Here is a 15,540-nt window from a genome sequence, read left to right as displayed (position 1 = left end):
AATCTGTGCGTTCAAATAGAGGGGAGAGCCGCAAAGCCTTTGAATTTGAAGCGGTAGCCGTTAGTTAGCCACCGCTTCAATGGCAATATAGCGAGATGGTTAACCGAATTCACCACCAATGTATTCTTCTGTCATGGTTTGTTTTGGCTGGATGAAAATTTGTTCGGTTTCGCCAAATTCAACTAACTTACCCAAGTGCATGAAGGCGGTGAAATCAGAAATTCGTTTCGCTTGCTGCATATTGTGCGTCACGATCACGATAGTAAAGGATTTGCGAAGTTTGGTGATCAACTTCTCGATACCTTGAGTCGCAATAGGGTCAAGTGCAGACGTTGGTTCGTCCATCAAGATCACTTCTGGCTTTAATGCGATGGTTCGCGCAATACACAAACGTTGTTGCTGACCACCTGATAGACCCATTGCATCTGTGTGCAGTTTATCTTTCACTTCTTTCCATAAACGAGCGTGTTCTAAGGCATCTTGTACTCGCTCATCCATTTCCGCTTTTGATAGCTTTTCATTCAAACGAATTCCAAACGCAATGTTTTCGTAAATGCTCATTGGGAATGGCGTTGGTTTTTGAAAAATCATGCCGACTTTGCTGCGTAGCCCGTAACGGTCAACACCACTGGAGAGAATGTTTTCATCATCGAGTAAAATTTTTCCTTCAGCGTATTGTTCATCGTATAAGTTATAAATACGGTTCATAGTTCGAAGTAGAGTTGACTTGCCACAACCTGACGCGCCGATGATTGCCGTGACATGATTGTCATAAATAGGAAGATTGATATCAAACAGCGCTTGTTTGCCTTTACCGTAGTAAAAGTTCAGACTTTGAACGTCCATGCGCTTGGAGCGTGATTTCACTTCTTTATTGTTAGTCATATTGGTATTCATCGTAATTACGTTGCTGGTTGAAACCTGCTTATTGGTTGCTTGGTTTACTGTTGCTTGTGTGGTCGCATTCATAATGGGTTATCCGTTTTGTTTAACTGTTTTTGGTTGCGATTTCTTTGCTAACCAAGACGGTAAAAATCGAGAAATAACGTTAAGCATTAAGATGGCAATCGTAATAATTAGTGCCCCTGTCCATGCTAGATCGTTCCAAGAGTCATAAGGGCTCATGGCTAAGCGGTAAATGGTAACCGGCAAGTTTGCCATTGGGCCGTTCATATCAAATGACATAAAGGTGTTATTTAAAGCGGTAAATAGCAGCGGTGCAGTTTCGCCACAGATACGAGCAAACGACAACAAGATGCCAGTCAAAATGCCTGCGCCTACGCTGCGATAGCTCAAAGATAACGTCACGCGCCATTTTGGTAAGCCAATGCCGGCGCCAGCTTCACGAATGGTTTTCGGTACCAGTTTCAGCATCTCTTCTGTCGTAGAAATGATCATCGGCAGAACGATGATTGCAAGTGCGATCGAACCTGCCCAACCTGAGAAGCCACCAAACGGCTGCACAAAAATTTCGTAAATGAACAGACCAATCAAAATAGAAGGGGAGCTCATTAACATGCCGTTTAAAAAGCGAATCGTATCGGCAAGTTTTGAGTTCTTACCATATTCTGACAACCAAGTGCCTGCGAGCAGACCAACTGGAATTGCAATCGCAATACCGACTAGGCTGATCATTAAACTGCCGACAATGGCATTGGCTAAACCGCCTTCACCACCAGGGCTTGGCATGGATTCGGTAAAGGTTGTCCAATGCAGCCCGTGTAAACCTTTACTTAATAAACTGTATAAAATGACCGCCAAAATCAGTAAGCCTACACCGGTTGCGGCGTAGCATAAGCTACGGAATATTTTATTTTTGACTGTGCGCCACTTGGCTCGAGACATGGAAGGCGAATGAGTCATTATTTCTCTCCTTTTCTAAGCTGAATACGGGCATAGCTCATCACCATAAAGGTAATTAAGAACAACACGAGGCCGAGCTCTAAAAGCGACGCTAAGTGCATAGGGTTTGTCGCTTCATTAAATTGCTCTGCAATCGTGGCCGAAATGGAGGTGGCAGGCATAAACAGTGAAGCATTGATATCTTGCGAACCGCCAACCACAAAAGTGATCGCCATGGTTTCGCCTAAAGCACGACCTAATGACAAGATGAAAGCGCCTAAGATCGAGCTTTTAATCGAAGGGAGTAAGACTTTCAAAATCACTTCACAAGAGTGCGCGCCAATACCGTAAGACGATTCACGTAATACGTTTGGAACCGTTGCTAATGCATCTTTAATCAGTGACGTTAGGATCGGTAAAATCATAATCGCTAAGATGATGCCTGAAGTGAGCAAGCCTAAGCCGATCGGTGGACCTTCAAATAACACACCAATCACTGGAAGCGGGCTGATATTTTCCAGTAACCACATTTGCACGTTTTCAGAAAACCAAGGTGCAAAAATAAATAAGCCCCACATACCGTAGATAATGCTAGGGACCGCAGCCAGCAACTCAATGGTAATACTGATGGGTTTTGCTAGCCATTTTGGCATTAATTCTGATAAAGAAATGGCAATCGCGATACCAATAGGCGTCGCAAGTAATACCGCAATGATGGCGGAAACGACGGTACCGTAAAGTGCGTTCGCCGCGCCAAAAAGAGATTGAACCGGATCCCAGTCGGTACTCGTAATAAAACCGAAGCCGTATTCAGAGATGGCCGGTAATGCCCCACCGACTAATGAAGCAAATAATGCCACCATAAGTACAGTGATCAGCAATGCACTCGCAAAGCTGAGTTTTTGGAATAGGTTATCTGCACCTAAGTGAGATAATCGTCTTGATGGCGCTGCCGAAGCGGAAGATAAAACGCTCAAAGTGATATCCTGATGTGTGTAATGAAATCAAATAGCTTTTTCGTTTTGGTTAACTTAACAGGCTCTAGTAACTAGAAACCTAGCCTGTCGATTAATCATGAGTTCTTTTTAAACTGTGGTTTCTGTAAGCAATGGCTTTTTGTAAACCACAAAAGTGCTCACCATTCAGCGAGCACTTCCATGTTCTTTTCGCTTCACTTATTTAGTGAAAACTTGCGCGCCTTTTGCGTCTTTGATATCGCTAGACCACATAGTCTCAACCATATCTACTACGCTTTCTGGCATTGGAACGTAGCCCAATTTCGTCGCCATATCGCCGTGCTCGTAACCCCATTTGAAGAACTTAAGCACTTCTTTAGCGGTTTCTGGATTCGCTTGTTCTTTGTGCATCAAGATGAAGGTTGCTGCTGTCATAGGCCATGATTGTGCGCCTGGTTGGTCGTTTAGCATCAGCATGAAGCCTGGAGCGTTCGCCCAATCTGCATTTGCCGCTGCTGCTTGGAATGCTGCAAGTTCTGGCTTAACGAAATTGCCGTGTTTATTTTTCATTTGTGTGTAAGTTAGGCTGTTTTGCTCAGCATAAGCGTATTCAACATAACCAATCGCACCTGGAGTACGTTTTACTAGGTTAGCAACGCCAGCATTACCTTTACCGCCTAGGTTGGTTGCCGCTTTTGGCCATACCACTTCTTTACCCATGCCCACTTGGTCACCCCACGACTTGCTTGCACGGTTGAGATAATCAGTGAAGTTGAATGTTGTGCCTGAACCGTCCGAACGGTGAACAGAAACAATCATTTGGTGAGGAAGTTGAACATCATCGTTCAGCGCTTTGAGTTCAGCGTCATCCCAGTACTTAACTTTACCTAGGTAAATGTCTGCTAGGGCTTCACCTGAAAGTTTAAGCTGACCCGCTTCAATACCTTTTACATTGATAACTGGAACGATAGAGCCCATTACCGCTGGGAATTGAACTAAACCATTTTGATCTAATTCTTCTTTTGTTAAAGGCGCGTCCGATGCACCGAAGTCGACAGTTTTTGCTTCAATTTGCTTGATGCCGCCGCCAGAACCAATCGCTTGATAGTTCAGCTCAACACCCGTTTCTTGGTTGTAAGCCTTTGCCCAATCTGCGTAAACCGGGTAAGGGAATGTTGCACCAGCGCCGTTGATGGTAGTCGCCGCCATGCCAGAGGTAGAAACAGCAGCAAGAGAGGCTAAAAGAAAAGCGTACTTCTTCATTTGTTTGTCCTAAAAATTGTAAGTAAGTGTGTTTACGGTTGATAAGTTAACTCGCCTACATTTCATTTATGTGACAGTGTGAAATATTTTTCGTTTTTCTTTTATTTTCAGAGTGGAATTGGTGTAAATTATTGATAATAATGGTTTAGGTTTTTTATGTTAGAGGGGCGAACTTTAGATTTTAAAGTGATTTTCTTCTTTTGAAATCGATATTTTTCATGTTTATTACAGGGATATTTGTAACAATTAAGTGTTAATTATTTGCAAACAAATGCTTGCTAAAATTAAAAATCGAAGTCTTGTTTTTACTGCCGGTGGGTTAATACTTTGATAGCGAAAGGTTTCTTGTTATAGGCAACCGCGTTAAAGGGCGTATAATGAAGAACTGAATTGTGCTAATCCGATCACATTAGCAGCCAAATAATCAAGGAAAGTATGATGAATCATATTTATAAATGGCTGGCAAATAGCGCAACGTTGTCCATTTTCGCTTGTTTACCTAATATCATTTATTCTGACTTTGTGTATGCCGATCAAGCATCCAGCATTTCTGCGGAAACGGCTACTCAAGCCATTAGCGATTCAACTCAGTCACAAGCAGTTGGTCCCGTTCAAACTTCTTCGGATGAAGATCGTTATTTTCCTATTTGGGGCAAAGAAGCTCGCGAATTGGGCTATGTGCTGCCGAAAGCGTACGGTTTCTCGCTCAGCTATATGAGCATGAATCAACCGATAAAAATTGACAGTATTGATCTTTCTGGGCCGATCAGAGGTTTGCCCAACCAAGATCTTCGAACCATCTCGGATGCGCTATTTAATAATTACCTCGATATTTCAGATGCAAAGCAAGAAGCCAGTAATGTCACTTTACGCGCTGATATGTGGCTGCTGCCATTTTTAAATGTGTATGGCATTTTAGGTTATACCGATGGAACCAGCTCCGCGCCGATTACTTGTAAGCAAGGTCGCCCGGTTGATCCCGGCGGATTTTTACACCCCAATCCTGTGCATCGAATTATGAATGCTTTATGTGGCGATAACCCTGAAGAAACGCGTCATATTGGTAATTTCGATTTGGATTATCACGGCATGACTTATGGGATCGGCACCACGATAGCTGGTGGCGTGGGTAACTGGTTCACCATTTTAGATTTGAACTACACCCGCACTGAACTGGATATTTTGGATGGTCAAATTGATTCGGTGGTGATTTCACCGCGACTTGGTTATCGCTTTACGCCTTATAACAAAGAGTTGCGTGTGTGGGTAGGCGGAATGTATCAAGGCGTGCAGCAAGAAATGTCGGGTAAACTCAGTGATATTTTGACGGGCAATTTAGGCCGTGATGTGAATGCGATTGCTCCTGATGGCCGTTTTGATGTCAAACAAGAGTTGGAATCAGAATGGAATACCACCTTTGGCTTTAACTATGTGATTTCACCGACTTGGGATGTGATTGGTGAAGTCGGTGTGGGTAAGAGAACCAGTGCTTTCATAGGATTGGATTATAGGTACTAGCTTATGAATATAGGGTTATACCTGTTACCCGCTATATTGGTTTCAACGCAAGTCATGGCTGTGGTGCCGCTATTTCCAGAAAAGCAGGAAAAGAAAGGCGGCTTGATTGATCGAATGTTAGATGACTTAGGAGCATCCGGTGATTACGATGCATCTAAAACCGTTGATTTCTCGGTATTGCCAGGCCCATTTTATACCCCTGAAATGCAGCTCGGTATTGGGATTTCCGCGGTCGGGCTTTACCATGTTCCTAGTGATTCGAATATTGAACATCAACCCTCAAGCGTGACGGTTAATGGTTTTGCATCCAGTAATTTCTCTGCTGGTGTGGCCGTTAATAACATCACCTTTTTAAACGATGGTAAGCAACGTTTTGAGTTGTTGGCAGAGCTCTCCAAAGCGCCCGATGTGTTTTACGGCATAGGCTATGGCGCAGCTGAAAAAGACAGTAATAAAATCGATTTCACTCATAACATCCTTCGGGTTTCACCTAAGTACTATTTTACACTTCGTAAGAATTTGTATTTCGGCTTTGGTTTTGATTACCAAGAAGTGCGTGCAGGCAATGCCGAAATTGGCAACACAGATGTTGAAACGCCGGTGGAATTGACGGATAACGCGGCTACGGGGTTAGTGGTGAATTTAACGTACGATTCGCGTGATTATGTACTCAACCCATACTCAGGTTGGCTATTTCAACTCGATGTAGCCCACTATTTCGATAAACTTAGCGATAATGAGTTCTCAACCTACAATACGGTATTATCTAACTATATTGATTTAGAACCCGTCCCCGGTGTCTTGGCGTGGCAAATTAAAGGCGCATTTACTGATGGTGAGGTACCTTGGAACTATTTACCTCGAATCGGTGGCGCGGCCAATCTTCGTGGTTATATCGAAGGGCGATATCGCGACAAACAAGCTATGTATTCGCAACTGGAATATCGTCTGCCTATTTATGGACGAACGGGTATCGTGACTTGGGTTGGTGCAGCCAGTTCAGCTGAAGAAGTGAATGAAATCGGGCAAGATGTGCTGATGAGTTATGGGGTTGGTTATCGTTTTCGTGTGAAAGATAGAGTGAACCTGCGTTTGGATTATGCCATCGGCGAAAATGAATCCATGGTGTACTTTAATGTGAATGAGGCATTTTAATGAAAAAGTTTTGGCTATCTTTATCGAGCTTATTACTGACCGCTTGTAGCACAACGACTAATTTGTATGTCGACCATCTTGCCTCTAATGTTCAAGATGAAAATTTTACCGATAACGTGATCATTTTGAGTGACAATGAACATCACACCCAAGTGCATTACTGGGATAACCAGAAGGCCAGTCAAGATACGGTGGTTTTGATTCATGGGGTGGGCGGCGATGCGTTATCCAATTGGCAATCGACCATGGTGGCGTTAGGTGAGCAATACCGAGTAATTGCACCGGATATTTTATGGTACGGCCAATCCACCAGTGATTTACAGCCAACGCTGGAAGATCAAGTCGCCACGATTCATGAATTGCTTGAGCAGTTGAATGTGACAGGCCGTATTCACCTCGTCGGTCACTCCTATGGCGGTTTTATCGTCTATGGCTTGCTGGCGAACAATGACATCGCAACGACGGCGACTATTATTTCAAGTCCAGGTGGCGCATTTGAACAAAAAGATTTAGATGCACTGATGGCACGCTTTGGTATTGATAAGCCGAGTGAGCTTTTTGTGCCCTCCGATGACGCGGGTTTGAAGCGTTTAATGAATGCCACCAGTGAAGACCAACTTCATGTGCCTGCGTTCACTATGGATGGATTTTACGAAAAATATTTCGCGAGCAATTCGGTGCAAAAAGCCTACATGCTGGACCACTTAATGGATTCGCGAGAAGGGTTTGTCACTAAAGTTGATGCCAAGAAAACTCAGCAAACACTGCCACCAATGCAATTAATTTGGGGCGAAGGCGACCGAATCTTCCCGCTTGAAAACGGCATGTTATTGTCCAAACAAGTGGATGCGCCTCTGTATATTGTGACCGACACTGCGCACAATATTTTGTTGGAAAAACCCGATACGGTGAATCGTCTATTGAAAGGCTTTATTCAGCAATATGCGCGACAAAACCATGCGCAGCAAAACCCGCAAACTGTAAACGCTAGCCATGAATAATCGATATAAAATGAAACGTCATCCATTGAATCGCATCATTGTTTTGTCTTGCCTTGGCTTACTTTTGGCGGGCTGTTCATCACATTCATGGGTAGAAACCGCACAGCCGCAACCGAAAGACGTCGCGAATATGTTGGCATCAAATACACCGGTGAAACAAGAAGTGGCAATTTCTGCCAATGAGTTTGAATTGCCGAGCAGCGTGCGCCCATGCTGCGCGTTTGGCAATGAGCAGCATGTGGAAGTGGGCAAAGTAAAAGTACCATTTTTCCAATTACCGAATACCGCTGATATTGATAACATTGGCCCGCACATTTATGGTTCGAGCCAGTTTTCAATGCGCGATAATGACACCACAGGCTCGCTGCAAGGTGAGCATAATGGTGTGCTGTACACCTTAAAAGGCGGCTTTATCGACCTCGCCCATGTTCGTGATACGGCCGATAATACGACTGGTTTGTTTTATAAAATTTACCCGAAGCTTGGGCAAGAATTCAGTATTGAACTTGAGCCAGAACTAGGCGCACGCACCATTCATTTTAAAGCGTTTGATGTATCAGGGTTGAGTGAAGCGGATAAGAAAAAACTCAGTATCGAACTCGCTGCGTATTACGCGTTTAAAATGGCACAAGGTCATGAAATCTCGCAGTGGCATGAATTTAAAAGTTTTCCACTATTTCCAGAGTTAGTGTCAGCTTATTCATTGGAAGATCTGTATTCCAATATGCTTGGAGCGAAATTGGCGTCTAAATTATTGATGGATGGATTAGCACAATCGGTGGATGACTATAACCGCAATATGTCGGCGTGGTTATACCAAACCTTACAATACCTACAGGCGTTGGATGTGACGTTAAGCTCGCAAGCGTTCGATGCCGTGGATGGTCAATGGTGGGACTCCAATACGCCAATTCCAGAAAAGTACATGATCTTAAAACGCAATTATAATCTTACTATGCAGCAAACGCCTCTCTTAATTAGGGAGGCGAATTTAACCAAAGCAACGGATTCGGCGCTAAAAGAGCATATCAATGACGGTATTGAGCCTTTGGTGCTGACTCTGGCCGAGCAGGATTTCGATATTGTGTTTGATGAAATCTCGAACATGACCATGGCGATTGATGAGAAATATCGTGAGACGTTTACCAGTCATATTCCTCAAACTCTGTATCCTGATTTTGTGCTTGATACTAGGGTGTATAACCAAATCGCTCAGTATGATCAGGAGTTCGATAGCAAAGAATATCAAGCGATACTGAAAGAGAGAGACAAAGAATAGTAGTCTATATAGAGGAGTCGTCTATATAGTTGAAAGAATAACAGGGCAGTGAAAATTTCATTGCCCTGTTTTTTGTATTAACCAGTTTATGCACTAATCCGTTTAAGTATTAACCACTCTAGCTATTACCAATAATTCTCAAAACTGAATTGGCCGGCTTCGCGACGTAGGTGCTTTTTATAGCCCAATTGTTGCAGAACATCGCGGGTATCGTGGATCATGTTAGGGTTGCCACATAGGTATAAAAAGCTGTCTTGATGACTGAGCTTTAGATGGGCTGCTTGTTCTAGTGTGCCATCTTGAATATGTTGAGGGATTCGGCCTGATAACGCGCCAGACACAGCTTCCCGTGACACAATAGGTACATAACGCAGTTTACCCTGGTAGGTTTTCATCATTTCGATAATGGTATCGCGATAAACCAATTCGGCTTTGGTACGAACCGCATGCACCAATACGAGATGCTCAAAGCGTTGGCATTGTTCAGTCTCTTCTAATAGTGCTAAAAATGGTCCAATCCCTGTCCCGGTTGATAACATCCATAAATCTCGCGTTGTGTCCGGCACTTCGTCGATGGTCATAAAGCCTGCCGGTAGAGTGCCTACAATGATGTCGTCGCCTTCATGTTTATGTTCTAGTAATGGTGTGAGTTTACCATCGGGGATTTCAATGACTAAGAATTCCAACTCAAGATTATCGCCATTGATACATGGCTTATTCACCATGGAGTAGGCTCTGCGAACCCATTCATTATCGTCATTTAATGCGCCCAATTTGCTGAATTGGCCCGCAGTGTAGGGTGGAGTGGGGAAAGCGGAAAGCGGCGCTTGTACTCGCAGTGAAAAAACATGTTCCGCCCAATCAATGCGTTTTATGATAATACCCGCAACGAAGCCTAGTGGTGTCTCTTGCATATACACTCCCTCTGACTGAATTGGTGAATTTCGTAGAAAAATCAACCATTACACCATACACCTTCAGTATAGATTAGCAAACCGTTCCATTTAGAAACCTTGCGCCAAGTTTCAGTGCATCTTCAGCCAATCTTCAGTGATGAAGCCTAGACTGCAAACACTCAATTATTAGGTCTGTTTGTTATGTTGTCTTTCGTTACTCGTTTATGGAATGCGGATTCCTTTTACCGTCCTCAATGTAAAGTGACCACCATGATTATTATGGTGGCGTTTTATTATGGCTTTATTCTGAACTATCCGATTGTCAGGGAGATTTTCTCCTTAAGCCAGGACGTGCCAGATTTTTGGTTTCCTTATACTGGCCCCTTGGTGCTGTTTTTTGCGTTTTGTACGATTTTTTCGTTGTTCGCGATTCCCTATATCATGAAACCGTTTTTCGTCATATTGACGCTCACTTCATCGGTGGCCTTGTATGGCGCTGAGCAATTTCATGCCTTATTTGATAGCACAATGCTAGAAAATGTATTTGAGACCAATGTGTCGGAAATTTTGTTCTACGTGAATGTCCGTTCCGGCTTTTATTTTGTTGTGTTTGGCGTGATCCCGTCACTGTTATTAATCTGGGTAAAAGTGGACTATCGCTCTTCAATATTTCGCGAGCTAGCGTCACGCATCATTCTGATGTTATTGGGGTTGCTTGGGATTACTTTGATTGCCATTACCACCTATAAAGACTACGCCTCTGTGGGGCGCAACAATCACTATCTCAATAAAATGATCATCCCTGGGCACGTTTATGAAGGCTATAAATACGTTAAGCGAAATTACCTGACTCAGCCATTGACATATCGTTCATTCGGTAACGATGCCAAGTTATTGCCGACTGAAAATAAGAAGCCGACTCTTGTGGTGATGGTGCTGGGTGAAACCGCACGAGCGATGAACTTTGCAGAGAATGGTTATCAGCGTGATACCCAGCCGTATACTAAGAATCTAGGTTTCATTTCATTGCACGATGTGGCTTCTTGCGGCACTTATACCGCGCTGTCCGTGCCTTGTATGTTTTCAAATATGAATCGTACAAACTACAACAAGGCAAGAGCGTACTCGCAAGATAATGCGGTTGATATTATTGCTAAAGCCGGCGTTGAAACCTTATGGATTGAGAATGATGGTGGTGACAAAGGCGTGGCGCATAATACCAATAAGGTTGAAATTGATCCCACTCAAGACCCTGCATTATGTAATGGGGAAACGTGTTATGACGAAGTCATGCTCAAGCCTGCCAAGACGTTTATTGAGCATGATGACAAAAACAAATTCGTTGTGCTACATACTATTGGCAGCCATGGCCCTACGTATTTCCAACGGTTTCCTGCTCAAATGGCTCGTTTTGCGCCTTGGTGTAACAGTAAAGACATTGAGCAGTGTACCGATCAGGAAATTACCAATGTGTATGATAATACTCTGGTATATACTGACTACTTTTTGGCGCAAGTGGTCAAGCTGTTACAGACCTATTCTAAAGACTACAACGTGGCCATGATGTATGTCTCTGACCATGGTGAATCGCTAGGCGAGAATGGATTATATTTGCATGGTACGCCGTATTCTATTGCGCCTAAAGAGCAAAGAACCGTGCCATGGCTGCTCTGGATGCCAAAACAATATACAGAGCAAAAGCAGCTGGATGTGTCTTGTGTGGAGAAGGCTGCGAAACAAACGAATCTTTCACATGATTATTTCTTTCATAGTTTGATTGGTTTTTATGGTGTCACGACTCAAGCGAAAAATGCCGAGTTGGACATATTTTCCCGTTGTCATGTTTAATCTAAAAATAAACGAGTTAACCGCCTCATGAGTGAAAAAGTTGTTGTAAAACGTACCGGCTTAATGCGAATTTTGTTCACCCTCAAACACAGCTTTAATGGCTTAAAGTGGATGGTCAAAAACGAAGCGGCATTTCAACAAGAATTGGTTCTGTTTGTTCCTTTAGCCGCGCTGGCCATTTATTTAGATATTTCAGCGATGCAAACCATCGCACTTATTTTGTCTATGATGTTTGTGTTGTTTGCAGAAATGGTGAATACCGCGATTGAAGCCGTGGTAGACCGAGTTGGGTTGGAATATCACGAATTATCTGGTGTTGCCAAAAACGTCGGGTCGGCTTTAGTCACATTGAGTATGATCATGTGTTTGATGGTCTGGGGCGTGATCATTTATCCCTTGTTTTAAACTTTGATATGAAGGGCAGTGGGGAATGAAATTATTAATCATTGAAGATTCAGAAGCATTACGTCGCGGCATTGTGGTTGGTTTGAATAATCTCGGTTTTACCTTAGATGAAACTGGCGACGGTTCGGCGGGGCTTAGTATGGCACTGAGCCATCACTATGATTTGATCATTTTGGATCTGATGCTGCCTAACGTTGATGGCATGAGCATATTGCGCACATTGCGCCAGCAAGGTATTCAAAGTAAGGTGTTGATTTTATCAGCTAAAATTCTGCCTCAAGACCGAATTGATGGTTTGATGCAAGGTGCGGATGATTACCTTACAAAGCCGTTTTCTTTTGAAGAATTGCATGCTCGGATCTTGGCAATATTACGCCGTGGCGAATTAGTGCAACAGGACAATCGTCAAACCGTGGGCGGGTTTTGCCTTGATTTAGAAACGATGCGCTTTACATATCAAGGGCAAGAAATAGAACTCACCCGAAATGAATTTAAGATCATTGAGTGTTTATTTTCGGCTAAAGGTCGTGTCGTGAATGTCGAAATGATCAGTGAATCTGTAGTCGGGACATTCGATTATTTATCTAAAAATACCATTGAATCGCATTTATCTTCAGTGAGAAAAAAAGCGCGAGCTATTGGTGGCACATTGCCAGTCAAAAATAAACGTGGCTTTGGCTACTTTGTTGAAGAGGCGGAGTGATGAAAGCCAAAATGACCTCTATTAAACGCAACTTAGTCAATTCTATCTCGCTGGTGTTCGGGATCATTATTTTCGCGGTCTATTTGTCTATTGACTTGAGTTTAGATTCTTGGGTTGATGATCAATTTGATAAATCCCTGGTAAATAAAGCCAACTATATGAAATCACTGGTTAAAGTATCGGGTGATACGCTCAGCTTTGATGATGATATGATGTCAGAGTTTCAAGACGATGGTGATGATGTTCACTATTATCAATTGTGGTTTCAAGATACCAGTTTCAAACGTTCGCAATCTTTATCTTCTTACCCTGAAGTACAATTGATCAAAGTTTCCCTTCCACTGAACACGAATCAATTATTGGATGTCACACTGCCAAATGGGGAAGAAGGTCGAGCATTTCTTTCCTATTTTTTGCCTGAATCTGAACAGTTGTCCTCGGAGCATGAACACCCTGTCTACTTAGCCTTATATCAATCGACTCATTCATTAGAACGTATGTTGGTGTTTCTCGATATATTTTTGGTTGTGACATTCTTTATATCGATTTTTGTCATGCGCTATCTTGCCATTCGAATTGTTGATAAAGGGCTGCAACCGCTCTTGACCATGAATGACAAAATCAAGCAAATCGAGATTGGACAAAATTCAGTGGCAGAGATCCCTCAACCCGCAAGCCCAGTGGAAGAAATCGAACCTATCCGTAAAGAGCTCAATGCTTTCATCAAAGCGAACCAAGCTTTTTTGCAAAATGAAAAACGGTTAACGGGTGATATTGCTCATGAACTTAAAACGCCCATTGCGGAGATCATGAGTTTGAGTGAAGTCTATATTCGCTACCCTAATGACGAAAGAATTGGGCAAACCTATAAGCAAGATATGCTGAAAATTGCCCAGAGAATGAAGAAGATCGTTGATAACTTATTGTTATTACAAAGAACATCGTCATCCACTTTGCAAATTGAACAAGAAGCGATCGACGTTTATCAGTTAGTTGAAGAAGTCTTGGCTGAATTGTCATTTAAATTTGAAGATTTGAAGCAGCGGGTCAACCTCGATATTGAGCAGCCGATGGTGTTTGGTGATGCTTTTTCATTGCAAACCATACTCACTAACCTGATTGATAATGCCTTATTTTACAGCCCAGAATCGTCGGTTGTTCAGATTCGCTTATATGAGCAGGCTGGTGGAATGTCACTATCTGTAGAAAACCCAGTGGCAACCACACTTAATGAAAAAGACATTCAGCACCTTGTTGAGCCTATGTATCAAGCCGACCAATCTCGGACCGCCAATGATCGCTATGGATTGGGACTTTCCATTGTGAATAACCTTTGCGAGCTAAATCACTATCAATTGAGAGTCGAATACCTGGCACCAGAGCAACAAATTGGCTTTATCGTGAGTGGGCTTTGTGAAAAATTCATAAAAAGAGATGAATGAAAAGAACGGCGCGAGAAGCTGCTCCCTAGGGTCAACAGACCCTAGAAACACAGCGTAGAGAAATACCGTTTTTAAACACTGAACACGCAAAACAGCGCAATAGGGGAAATAAATTAGAGAAAATTATTCTGTTTTTCTTTGTTGGGTATTCGCTAATAATAAAGGGGCTCGGGTAACAGCGAGTACCTCCCCCTTTGATTGCGAATTGAACGAATTTGCAGATAGCCTAGCTTGTGATTGAGCTAGGCTTCTTTCTATCCGGACCGTCTAGTTTTTAGGGCGAATAAACGGCATGTGGCGGTTGACGTCTTTGTACAATAAGTAACGGAATGGGCCAGGGCCGCCTGCATAACAAGATTGTGGGCAAAATGCGCGTAACCACATAAAATCACCGGCTTCCACTTCCACCCATTGTTGGTTTAAGTGATAGACCGCTTTTCCTTCCAGTACATACAAGCCGTGTTCCATTACATGGGTTTCATCAAATGGGATCACACCGCCAGGTTGAAACGTCACGATATTGACGTGCATGTCGTGGCGCATATCGGTTGAATCGACAAAGCGTGTGGTTGCCCATGCATCATTGGTGTCTGGCATAGGAATCGGTTCAATGTCATTTTCGTTGGTAACAAACGCTTCTGGAACGTCTAACCCTTCTACATATTGATAGGCTTTACGTACCCAATGGAATTTCACGGGTGTGTTACCGTTATTTTTGATAGTCCAGTTACACTCTGGCGGCAGATAAGCGTAGCCACCTTCAGTCATGTGGTGAGGTTTCCCTTCAATCGTGATGTCCATTTCACCAGCCACCACAAACAATACGCCTTGCGCTGAAGGGTCAAGTTCTGGGCGCTCTGAGCCACCGTCAGGTTCAATCTCAACGATGTATTGAGAGAAGGTTTCAGAAAATCCACTCAATGGACGCGCAATCACCCACATGCGCATGCCTTGCCAAAAGGGCAGAAAGCTGGTCACGATGTCGCTGTATACGCCTTTAGGAATAATGGCAAACGCATCGGTTAATACCGCGCGGTCGGTGAGGAGTTGAGTTTGTGGAGGCAACCCACCTTGAGGTGAGTAATAAGTGTGTTTATTAGTCATATCTTGTGATCCTTCGTACAAGAGATAGAGCGAAAAAGACGTCATTGTCGCAATGATTTTCTATTGTGTTTGATTATGCGCCTCACATTTAAAATTTAAAAATTAAATAATTTAATTACTATCAGTGG

14 protein-coding genes are annotated in these 15,540 nt (G+C 43.1%); 8 read left to right on the top strand and 6 right to left on the bottom strand.

Annotated features, from left to right (window positions below):
- Positions 1-99: 99 nt before the first annotated feature.
- The 4 genes from pstB to pstS form a co-directional block, all read right to left on the bottom strand.
- Positions 100-897: a phosphate ABC transporter ATP-binding protein PstB gene (gene pstB / locus Vgang_RS15910; protein WP_105901774.1), complete on the bottom strand. Its 798-nt coding sequence runs from the start codon at positions 895-897 to the stop codon at positions 100-102.
- 78 nt (positions 898-975) lie between these two features.
- Positions 976-1,863 (bottom strand): phosphate ABC transporter permease PstA, encoded by an 888-nt coding sequence (pstA, locus tag Vgang_RS15905; RefSeq protein WP_105901010.1) that lies wholly within the window; start codon positions 1,861-1,863, stop codon positions 976-978.
- Positions 1,863-2,819 (bottom strand): phosphate ABC transporter permease subunit PstC, encoded by a 957-nt coding sequence (pstC, locus tag Vgang_RS15900; RefSeq protein ID WP_105901009.1) that lies wholly within the window; start codon positions 2,817-2,819, stop codon positions 1,863-1,865. Before pstC ends, pstA begins: the two co-directional genes overlap by 1 nt.
- Positions 2,820-3,017: 198 nt before the next feature.
- A complete protein-coding gene (gene pstS / locus Vgang_RS15895; protein WP_105901008.1) occupies positions 3,018-4,061 on the bottom strand; it encodes a phosphate ABC transporter substrate-binding protein PstS in 1,044 nt (347 codons plus the stop codon).
- A gap of 435 nt (positions 4,062-4,496) precedes the next feature.
- Between pstS and Vgang_RS15890 the strand changes: the two genes are divergently transcribed.
- Genes Vgang_RS15890 through Vgang_RS15875 form a run of 4 tightly spaced genes read left to right on the top strand, consistent with a single transcriptional unit; the run spans position 4,497 to position 9,014 of the window.
- Positions 4,497-5,579 carry a hypothetical protein gene (locus Vgang_RS15890; protein WP_264923593.1) on the top strand — a complete coding sequence of 361 codons (1,083 nt, stop codon included), beginning with the start codon at positions 4,497-4,499 and terminating at the stop codon, positions 5,577-5,579.
- Between the two features lie 3 nt (positions 5,580-5,582).
- Positions 5,583-6,734, top strand: coding sequence for a BamA/TamA family outer membrane protein (locus Vgang_RS15885; protein ID WP_105901006.1), 1,152 nt, complete (start codon positions 5,583-5,585; stop codon positions 6,732-6,734).
- Positions 6,734-7,735 (top strand): alpha/beta fold hydrolase, encoded by a 1,002-nt coding sequence (locus Vgang_RS15880; RefSeq protein WP_105901005.1) that lies wholly within the window; start codon positions 6,734-6,736, stop codon positions 7,733-7,735. The genes Vgang_RS15885 and Vgang_RS15880 overlap by 1 nt, the downstream gene beginning before the upstream one ends.
- 10 nt (positions 7,736-7,745) lie before the next feature.
- The gene (locus Vgang_RS15875; RefSeq protein ID WP_157945990.1) at positions 7,746-9,014 is read left to right on the top strand and encodes a DUF4056 domain-containing protein; all 1,269 of its coding nucleotides are present in this window, start codon (positions 7,746-7,748) and stop codon (positions 9,012-9,014) included.
- A gap of 125 nt (positions 9,015-9,139) precedes the next feature.
- Here Vgang_RS15875 and Vgang_RS15870 read toward each other — a convergent pair whose 3' ends face one another.
- Positions 9,140-9,928: a ferredoxin--NADP reductase gene (locus Vgang_RS15870; RefSeq protein WP_105901003.1), complete on the bottom strand. Its 789-nt coding sequence runs from the start codon at positions 9,926-9,928 to the stop codon at positions 9,140-9,142.
- A 183-nt stretch (positions 9,929-10,111) separates the two neighbouring features.
- On the opposite strand from Vgang_RS15870, the gene Vgang_RS15865 reads away from it, so the two are divergent.
- Genes Vgang_RS15865 through Vgang_RS15850 form a run of 4 tightly spaced genes read left to right on the top strand, consistent with a single transcriptional unit; the run spans position 10,112 to position 14,308 of the window.
- A complete protein-coding gene (locus Vgang_RS15865) occupies positions 10,112-11,758 on the top strand; it encodes a phosphoethanolamine transferase (RefSeq protein ID WP_105901002.1) in 1,647 nt (548 codons plus the stop codon).
- Between the two features lie 27 nt (positions 11,759-11,785).
- Positions 11,786-12,163 carry a diacylglycerol kinase gene (locus Vgang_RS15860; RefSeq protein ID WP_105901001.1) on the top strand — a complete coding sequence of 126 codons (378 nt, stop codon included), beginning with the start codon at positions 11,786-11,788 and terminating at the stop codon, positions 12,161-12,163.
- Between the two features lie 25 nt (positions 12,164-12,188).
- Entirely contained in the window at positions 12,189-12,866 is a 678-nt protein-coding gene (locus Vgang_RS15855) for a response regulator transcription factor (protein ID WP_105901000.1), read from the top strand.
- The gene (locus tag Vgang_RS15850) at positions 12,866-14,308 is read left to right on the top strand and encodes a sensor histidine kinase (protein WP_105900999.1); all 1,443 of its coding nucleotides are present in this window, start codon (positions 12,866-12,868) and stop codon (positions 14,306-14,308) included. The genes Vgang_RS15855 and Vgang_RS15850 overlap by 1 nt, the downstream gene beginning before the upstream one ends.
- A 267-nt stretch (positions 14,309-14,575) precedes the next feature.
- On the opposite strand, the gene Vgang_RS15845 is transcribed toward Vgang_RS15850, so the two are convergent.
- On the bottom strand, positions 14,576-15,412 hold the full coding sequence (locus Vgang_RS15845) for a bifunctional allantoicase/(S)-ureidoglycine aminohydrolase (RefSeq protein WP_105900998.1): 837 nt from the start codon (positions 15,410-15,412) through the stop codon (positions 14,576-14,578).
- Between the last annotated feature and the right edge of the window lie 128 nt (positions 15,413-15,540).

The organism is Vibrio gangliei (assembly GCF_026001925.1).
Lineage (GTDB): Bacteria > Pseudomonadota > Gammaproteobacteria > Enterobacterales > Vibrionaceae > Vibrio > Vibrio gangliei.
Note: the sequence above shows the minus strand (reverse complement) of the source record. Positions and strands in the feature narration are given on the sequence as shown.